We start from the raw sequence: 7,807 nt of genomic DNA, 5'->3' as shown, positions 1-7,807 counted from the left end.
AGATGAGTATATCGCTCCACCGTTCCAATGATATGTGATTAGCGTGAATGATATTATCATCTCCAAATACAAGGTGAAAGAATTTCCTGAGGAGGCTAATATTAATTTTCTAAATTCTTTATCCATTATTTCCCTCCAGCTAAAATAACCTCAGTAAATATAGAGCTTGCAGTAATTACATTTTTTTCAGCATTTCCACTTGAATAATATCCACTATTAATTTAATTACTGCATCTTTAGTTAATGTGTCAGTATCAATAATTTTCCAAGTGTCATCATAAAACGTCTGGTATTGATTAAGAACGTGTTTTTGATATTCTATAAAATCATACTTTTCATTTGTCTCTAATTTTCCAGATTCACTGGGTTTTAATATTTTTTTCCTTTTTTCAGCAATGTTTGGCGGAACATCAAGATATATAACCATGTCTGGTTTTGTGTTTATAGATAGAACCGATTTACTTAATTTTGCTAATTCCGTGGATTTAAGTAAGAATCTTGCTAGATATTTATAATACCAACTATCACATATAATAATTTTACCTTGCAATAAACAAGGTTGAATAATTAAACTATCTAAAACAGAAAACCATGATGCTATCAATAGAATCCAATGCCGGTTACCAAGTTCACCCAATGGAGCTGAAATGTCATAATCCCAAAGGATATCTCGTATTTTTCCCATGTGATACATACTATACCCAGATGGTAGTAAAGGATAATTTTTATCTAAAAAAACAATATTATTATAATCTAGAGATAAAATATCATAAACTTCACGTGAAATCGTTGATTTACCTGCACCATCATTTCCTTCAAAAGCTATAAATAAACCGCGTTTAATCATTTCTTTTTTCTCCGTAGTACGCTTCAGTATCAAGTGAATTTCTACCACTACCGATAATAAATGGTTTGAATCCATATTTTTGATATAATTTATGCATCTCAATATATGTTTTATAAATATCTTCAAAAATAGGTCTAGGGTGATTTTGATATTCAGAACCATGATCAGGATGAAAGACTGCTATTGCTGGAACTATGCCATTTTTTGAAAAAAATTCCATTCCTTGTACTAAATCATTTAAAGGTTCTAATCCCGCTACAAACCCAACATAAACATTGCCTTCACCTAACTCTGAAACAGCAGCTAAGTATGCTTCTAATAGATTATTTCTCCCGTAGTCCTGTGATTTACCAGGACATATCTGATCAAATAATTTAGGATTAAATATTTCCAAACTAATAGCCCAGCTATCAATAAATTCAGAAATCCCCTTTATTTTATTTAGATTTCTAGGGGGCATTGATATTAGATGACTGTTAAGATTGTTTTTTTCACAAAAAGGTTTTAGAGAAATTAATAATTGTTTGTGCATTTCAAAACCAATATCATAATTACGAGTTGTACCACCATTAATGAGTACTCTTTTATATCTATTAATGTTGTTAGCTTCTATTATATTCATAACTTCAATTATTTTTGACGGTCTAATAGACTTTTTATGATCTGATAAACTATTTCTAGCTTCACCTAATGAACAAAATTTACACTGACGGCCATCATTAAAATAATAACAATGCCCTGGAGAGAAAAAACCCAAAGTTGTATCACCGTACACCGTGACGTATTCTTCTACTCTACTGCCATCTGAAAGTTCTATACCATATATATCTGGTTTAATGGGAAATATAACTTTAAACAAAATGTTGTCGGCTTTTATGTAAAAATTTCCATTTTTATATATTAAATCATAATCAGAATCTTCATTATAGTTACAGGCAATAATTGTACCATCTTCTAAAATAACCTCTTGAGGTACGGAATGTGTTGTTTCTAATTTAGAGCTATCACTTGTTCCATACGCCCTTCTTTTAGGAATAAAATTTCGTTTACTGTACTCATATATCACGTTTTTATCATATTTTAATCCAGAACATAATACTCTGATTTTTAATTCTATAGTGTTCATTTTTGTATCCTCATTAATTCTAATATTGTATCCCCTGCACTTTTAGAAGAAACAGCTATGATTGCTTTTTTCTCAAAAAATAAAGAATCTGTAGGTGATAGAATATTATAACTATTTCCATCACGAGTCATTATGTATCCCCCTGATTCCTCAAGGATTAGTTTAGCTGCTGCTATATCTACACAACGTTCGTGACCCATAAGTGATAAATCTAAGAATGCATGTAGAACGCCACTAGCGATCAGGCATATATCTAAACTTGAACAAGATGAGATTCTTACTTTATTTGCTTCATTAATAATTTTATTCTGAACCTCTGTATACTGATTATTTTTCGCCCTATGAAATGATACTCTCAAATCGTTCAGTTGAAATGAGGGGCTTGTATATATTCGCTTGCTGGTATATATGCTTTGCATATAAGAACCTTCTCCCAATGATGCTTTATATATAATGTCTCTTGGAATATCATATACCCAGCCCATAATGTATCTATCATTCTTGTAAACAGCTATTGATGTAGTATAGGCAGGATAACCCATAAGCAAGTTATGAGTACCGTCAATAGGATCAATTAGTAAGGAGACCTTATCTTTAATATTTATAGATTGTGATTCAGAATCGTCTTCTGAAATAATGGTGACCTTGAGTTCTGATTTATCTAAGTGCTCGTAAATTATATTATTTAAAATGATATCTATTTCTACTGTTTCACCACAGTATTTGTTATCATATCCGATATGAATAGTAGAAAGCTTGGCAAGCCATATTCTACGAATCTCTTCTCTGAGTTTGTGAAGGTGTATTTCTAAATAATTGCTAACTTCATTATTGAATACATACCTCATGTGACATGATCTCCCAAATAGATGAGTTTTTTATGCCAATCCTTGGCTGTTAAATATGCTATTGTCTTTTTTACATCAAATAATCTGCCTGCATAAATTGCATAATCTGACGATGAAAATGCCCCCAATGTTTTTGGGGAAAATGATATTTTATATATTCGCGATTTGTACCCAACTAAATTTACAAGCATCTTGTAAGCTAATTGAATGCTGCCTCCTGTGTAGGATTTATCAATTATCAGCCAACTTTCGTTTTCTTTTCCTTTAAATTTTGGGTATATCTCATTGAATAATTTTCTTTTATGCAGTAAACCACTATCATTTTCACGATGTATTTCGCAGAAATATATATTTTTATCTAGTGTTTTTGCATGATAAGATAACGCAAGGGGGATTCCCCCCGAAATAATAAATAATTTGTTTTTAGCTATCGTAAAAACCTTATCCCACAGGTAATGATCTTGGTAAATGTTTTCTATGTTTAATGTGGGGCAAGTTTCCAATGAAAATAAATTAATACTTTTACTGTATTCGTAACGAAACTCATCATATAAATCAATTGTTTTTTGTGGAGCGTCCTTTAATTTTACTGATTTATCAAGCCCTCTTGAATATATTAATTCTAATTTATTTGTAATTCCTTTGTTTATTATTGTGGATAGGATGTTTTCTTTATTTCTTTTTAACTCACATAGTTCAGTACCGTATAAGGCTAATTCTGGATCCTGGATCTAAGCCATATCCATTTACTAAGTTACCCATATCAGAGGTAAGTTTATTTATATTTAAATAATCAACTAGTTCATTCCAAATATGTATTATTTCAGTGCTTGATAATCTTGATACGGGTGATGACAAATTACTTAAGTCCATTAACATTTCTTCTGCATCGCGTAGATGAAATATTGTTTCTTGTAATTGGCATCCATTATTTATTTGGTTCAAATATTCTTGAAAATTATTAGTTTTGGTTCCCTTTAATGTTCTCCAGCAGTGGTGCCTACTTATAATCTTTATTCTTTCCATTGCATTCCCCATATGCATTATTTTATTAATGCCCCTAGTCTTTCAAATTCCGATATATAAAAATTAGCATTTGTATTAATTATTCCAAGTTTTTCCAACTCTGAAACAACTTCAAACTCTGTTTTTTCATTATCTATTACTAACCAAACTTTATATGCATCTAAATTAATTTCACATAATGCTTTTTTTGCGAAAAGTATTAATTTTCCATCTTTGCACAAGACTCTATACCATAAATTTTTTATTATTGGTTTATTATTTTCATCTGATAATGAAATATCGGATGTATTAGCTATTCTTTTTTTTGTAAAAGATACATTGTAACTAAAAATATCTTTTCCTTGACAATAGTCTAAAGTTAATTGCCACATTTTAGCAACTGAGTTTATGTAATCAATTGTTGAAATATCATTGGTTACATTAAATTTTGAACAAACCATCAAGTATATAGATGTTATTGGATGGTCTTTTCCAAACACCTTCATTGCATTTTGATAGCGCCACTTTATTAAAGTGGATGTGTTTTCATTTGAAGCCAGAATATAATCCATTGCTGAATTAACTGTTCGTTCAAAGTTGAAGGCTGCTGATATTAGGTCATTATTTAAAATATTTCCAATCCCATCGGAAAAACACTTTTCTCCAAAGTTTTTTGCTTTTGTCTTAAGTATTTCACATAATTTAGTTTTATTTATTCCTCCTTTTAATGTGTTAAAATTATTTGATTTTATAATCGATTCCCCTGTTAATATCCTATGAGATAAATGTAATTTATACCAATCGTAATTTGAGCTTCCATTGTTGATTATCCTCATGATTTCTTTTATCTCTTTTAAAGAGATTATTGTCACTTCTAACATTCCTATATCGGATGGTATAAATATCTCTTCGCATTCTTTTTCTAGTTCTCCCTCCAATATAACATAGACATCATAATCAGATTTTGGTGTTGCAAACCCTTCAATGACTGAGCCTGACAAGTAGCAAGTATATAGATCAGTATCATTAAATTTTTTATTTATTATTACTGTTATTTTCCTTTTTACGTTAATAATGTCCATGCTTTACCTTTTATCATTATAAATGAAAGGACAAATAAAGGAATAAAGGTTATGGTATACCTTTATTCCTTTTTCTATTAATTAGGTGATGAACTCATTAAACCATTATCATAATTTAATGTTTCATCATTAGTTAGTAGTCTAAATGCTTGTACTGTTATCACATTCATTTTATACCCCTCTGGGATGTTTGTTTTGACAAATACACCGGATTAAAATTTAATTCAGCATTGTAATATTAACATTTTTTATTATTTCAACTATATAATAGTTAATTATTTGTGAGTGCCATCACAACTAAAAATATAACCCATTGAAAAAATTGTAAATTATTTGTTGATTTTTGTGATAAAAATTGCATCAAGCTTGATATGCATTTCAATAGGTTAATTTGACATAATCATTTGAATTTATTATCATTATTTTTTCGGTCATGTATTCAATGCGGTGATCATCATGTAAAATTCTGTCATTTATTAAAGAATTCTTGATGGCCAAAGTTGACGTGAAGTACCCGTTTTGTCAGCAGATCTCACCCTTCGTCAGACGATAGAGAACTTCGATAGCAGCTTGTGGTTTAATTTTTTCACCGCTGCGATCAAAATTGAGACATTTACGGCTACGCCATTGCTGAATAGCTATTGTGAATAATTCATTCAGATAAAACCTATTTACCCCATTTTAATTAGAGAATACGATATACCCTATGGATTTCAAGATGCAGCGCGGCGGCAACTTGAAATCTATTAGGTATATCATTTCACTTTTATAACCATCTTTTTCATCATGTCGTTTAAAGTCAGATAATTATACCTTGCCCTAACCTATTAAATAACAAGTGCTCTATTCTAGGCATAGAATGATACCAGTGAATATAATTTATTTATAATTTTTAAAATTAAACTACAGCTTATTCATCTAATACTGAAATTTTTAAAACCGGATGCTCCTGAGATAAATTTAAAGTAGAATATTACTGCAATACCACCTTAAATTTCCCTTGAATAGCCGGTCACGCTATATAAAGCTCCAGAAATTAATCTCGATACATGGATTCAATTTCGTTATGGTAACGCTGCATAATAACTTTCCTCCGCAATTTCAACGTCGGTGTTAATTCACCGGCTTCCATTGAAAACGGCTCTGGCAGTAATGTGAAGCGCTTTACCTGATCGAAGTGAGCAAGGTTTTTCTGAATCTCTTTCAGACGTTGTTCAAACATAGCCATAATGTGGCTATTATACAGTAATTCAATCCGATCATGATATTTGAGATTGATTGATCTTGCGTATTCTTCCAATGCATCATAACTAGGCACGATAAGGGCGGATACAAATTTACGTGCATCAGCAATAACAGCAACATGCTCAATAAAACGATCTTGCCCCAAAGTACCTTCAATCATTTGTGGGGCAATATATTTACCGTTTGATGTTTTCATCAAATCTTTCAGGCGCTCAGTAATAAACAAATTACCATTTTCATCTAACTTACCGGCATCACCTGTACGCAACCAACCGTCTTGAGCGAATGCTCTGTCAGTTTCTTCCTGATTATTGAAATAGCCTTTCATCACAATTGGGCCACGCACCTGTATCTCATCTTCTTCACCGATACGGACGTCAATCCCAGGCAATGGTGTACCAATAGAACCAAGCACATAACCTTGTTCTTGCCAACAGGAAACCGTGGCACAGGTCTCTGTCATACCATAGCCATATTTGATATTTACGCCAACAGCAAGGAAAAACAGGATAATCGTTTCATCCAGACGTGCACCGGCCGCAGGTAAAAAACGAGCTCGGCCACCCAAGATATTACGCAGTTTGCTCAATACCAATTTATCGGCCAGTCGATGCATTGCCGTTGACCAGGGACAGCTTTTTTTACCTTGCAACTTACGTAAAAACTGACGCTCACCACATTTAATCGCCCAGTTAAATAATTTTCTCCGATGCCAAGGTGCCTGAGAAACCTTTTCAAAAATCACACTGTAAATTTTTTCGTAAAATCTCGGCACTGCACACATCACTGTCGGGCGAATATCCGCCATAGCCTGACGAACAAAATTAGTATCAGTCAGATAAACATTTTGTGCGCCTGTATGCATCACATAAAAGCTCCATGCGCGTTCGAAAACATGGGATAGCGGCAGGAAACTCAAAGAAACATCCTGATCAGTTAATGTCAGACGATGATCATGTGAATACAGCTGATAAGCTAAATTACGGTAATCAAGCATGACACCTTTAGGCTCACCGGTTGTACCGGATGTATATATAACCGTAAAAAGATCGTCCAGATTATGGTTAGCAATACGGGTTTCCAACTCAGACTGATGTTGTAATTTATTATCAGTCATAAAGTCAGATAAATGCTGTGCTAATGAACAATCGCGCAAATCGACTGATTCATCTAATACTATAATGTGACTTAGCTGGGGACATCGTTCTGGCAAAGTGACAGCGACATCATACTGCACCTGCCCACCAACAAACAGAATACGCACACCGGCATCATTAAGAATGAAACCAGCCTGTTCCCGACTACTGGTTGCATACAAAGGAACAGTCACTGCCCTGAGTTGTAATACCGCGATATCTGTCAGTGACCACGCCATGCTGTTATGTGCAAAAAGGCCAATTTTTTCCTGTACATCAACCCCAATTTCCAGCAATGCACGGCTAATGGCTTTTGTCTTTTTGTCAATATTATTCCAGCTTAATTCGAGTTGTTCATCTGAAGACCATTGGCGAAAAGCAATTCTCTCTGGGTTTTGTTTAATTTGTTGCTGCAACCGGTTTATCAAGTGATAAGGATGTAAATTTTCAGTTATCACAATTCTTTTCCTGTTAGAAAAATTTTCTTCTCATTAGAGAAAAATAGTGGCTTTATTCTC

General features: G+C 32.7%; 7 protein-coding genes. All 7 read right to left on the bottom strand.

Going from position 1 to position 7,807, the window contains the following annotated elements; translation table 11 throughout:
- Positions 1-175 precede the first annotated feature (175 nt).
- Positions 176-847, bottom strand: a complete 672-nt coding sequence (locus tag ACGF63_RS19565) for a dTMP kinase (protein WP_152962459.1) — start codon at positions 845-847, stop codon at positions 176-178.
- Positions 840-1,973 carry a radical SAM protein gene (locus ACGF63_RS19560; RefSeq protein WP_387632761.1) on the bottom strand — a complete coding sequence of 378 codons (1,134 nt, stop codon included), beginning with the start codon at positions 1,971-1,973 and terminating at the stop codon, positions 840-842. Before ACGF63_RS19560 ends, ACGF63_RS19565 begins: the two co-directional genes overlap by 8 nt.
- On the bottom strand, positions 1,970-2,821 hold the full coding sequence (locus ACGF63_RS19555) for an inositol monophosphatase family protein (RefSeq protein WP_387632759.1): 852 nt from the start codon (positions 2,819-2,821) through the stop codon (positions 1,970-1,972). The genes ACGF63_RS19560 and ACGF63_RS19555 overlap by 4 nt, the downstream gene beginning before the upstream one ends.
- Complete coding sequence (locus ACGF63_RS19550) at positions 2,818-3,324, bottom strand: hypothetical protein (protein ID WP_387632758.1); 507 nt, start codon at positions 3,322-3,324, stop codon at positions 2,818-2,820. The genes ACGF63_RS19555 and ACGF63_RS19550 overlap by 4 nt, the downstream gene beginning before the upstream one ends.
- Before the next feature lie 193 nt (positions 3,325-3,517).
- Positions 3,518-3,847 (bottom strand): hypothetical protein, encoded by a 330-nt coding sequence (locus ACGF63_RS19545; protein ID WP_387632756.1) that lies wholly within the window; start codon positions 3,845-3,847, stop codon positions 3,518-3,520.
- Between the two features lie 17 nt (positions 3,848-3,864).
- The gene (locus ACGF63_RS19540; RefSeq protein ID WP_387632755.1) at positions 3,865-4,908 is read right to left on the bottom strand and encodes a hypothetical protein; all 1,044 of its coding nucleotides are present in this window, start codon (positions 4,906-4,908) and stop codon (positions 3,865-3,867) included.
- A 1,036-nt stretch (positions 4,909-5,944) separates the two neighbouring features.
- Positions 5,945-7,744 carry a long-chain fatty acid--CoA ligase gene (locus ACGF63_RS19535; RefSeq protein ID WP_331251351.1) on the bottom strand — a complete coding sequence of 600 codons (1,800 nt, stop codon included), beginning with the start codon at positions 7,742-7,744 and terminating at the stop codon, positions 5,945-5,947.
- Positions 7,745-7,807 lie beyond the last annotated feature (63 nt).

The organism is Photorhabdus sp. RM322S (genome assembly GCF_042879395.1).
Taxonomy (GTDB): domain Bacteria; phylum Pseudomonadota; class Gammaproteobacteria; order Enterobacterales; family Enterobacteriaceae; genus Photorhabdus; species Photorhabdus khanii.
The sequence above is the reverse complement of the archived record's forward strand: the minus strand, read 5'-3'. Positions and strand labels throughout refer to the sequence as shown.

Excerpts from the sequence above, each read along its gene's own strand:
- ACGF63_RS19540 (WP_387632755.1), bottom strand. The coding sequence starts at position 4,908 with ATGGACATTATTAACGTAAAAAGGAAAATAACAGTAATAATAAATAAA.
- ACGF63_RS19545 (WP_387632756.1), bottom strand. The coding sequence starts at position 3,847 with ATGGAAAGAATAAAGATTATAAGTAGGCACCACTGCTGGAGAACATTA.
- ACGF63_RS19565 (WP_152962459.1), bottom strand. The coding sequence starts at position 847 with ATGATTAAACGCGGTTTATTTATAGCTTTTGAAGGAAATGATGGTGCA.
- ACGF63_RS19555 (WP_387632759.1), bottom strand. The coding sequence starts at position 2,821 with ATGAGGTATGTATTCAATAATGAAGTTAGCAATTATTTAGAAATACAC.
- ACGF63_RS19560 (WP_387632761.1), bottom strand. The coding sequence starts at position 1,973 with ATGAACACTATAGAATTAAAAATCAGAGTATTATGTTCTGGATTAAAA.